Origin of the sequence: Neisseria sp. HMSC065C04, assembly GCF_001815375.1 — a bacterium.
Classification (GTDB): Bacteria; Pseudomonadota; Gammaproteobacteria; order Burkholderiales; family Neisseriaceae; genus Neisseria; species Neisseria flavescens_D.
Genome location: NZ_KV820401.1, coordinates 1 through 572 on the forward strand (window position 1 = coordinate 1; position 572 = coordinate 572).

General features: G+C 35.5%; 2 protein-coding genes. Both read right to left on the reverse strand.

Annotated features, from left to right (window positions below):
* Positions 1 to 192, reverse strand: a 192-nt coding sequence (locus HMPREF3022_RS03815; RefSeq protein ID WP_283119040.1) for a zonular occludens toxin domain-containing protein, incomplete at its 3' end; no start/stop codon positions are given.
* A 4-nt stretch (positions 193 to 196) separates the two neighbouring features.
* Entirely contained in the window at positions 197 to 487 is a 291-nt protein-coding gene (locus tag HMPREF3022_RS03820) for a DUF2523 domain-containing protein (RefSeq protein ID WP_063068743.1), read from the reverse strand.
* Positions 488 to 572 lie beyond the last annotated feature (85 nt).

Here is a 572-nt window from a genome sequence, read left to right on the forward strand (position 1 = left end):
TTCTTCAGTAAGTTCATGCGCGTTAAATTTTCGTTTATCCAAACCGTCAATATGGCAGAAATAAAGCGGACGATCTACTTCCGTACCGTCTTCAAGCTTCATTTTAAATAAGCCGTCTTCGTTGTTCAGAATCATGGATACTACGCGTGATGTTTTGCCAGTACCCATATTCCCTGTAAACAAATAAATCATAAAGCTACCTTGGCATAATAAAAGTTAATTTATTTAATGTATTCATTCCAATATAAAAGCTGAATGCGCCGAATAAATAACCAAGACCTTGGCCAAAACCACCGATTAAAAGTAAATTAAGAATATCAGACGGCATGGAATTGATTGCATTTAGGGTGTAATCTTTAAATTTATTTAGCGCAATAATATAGCCTGCATATGTTACAAACGTCATGCCAGTAGCAATAATTATTCTGACAATTAGCATTTTGAGCAAAATTGCCAATAAAGGTATAAGACCTGCAAGTAATGGCATAAGTACCTCTTATTTCCTTAAAGACCCGAAAACAATAAACGCGGACATGATGATGAATCCGAGCAGAACTGCAAAACGGACTTTT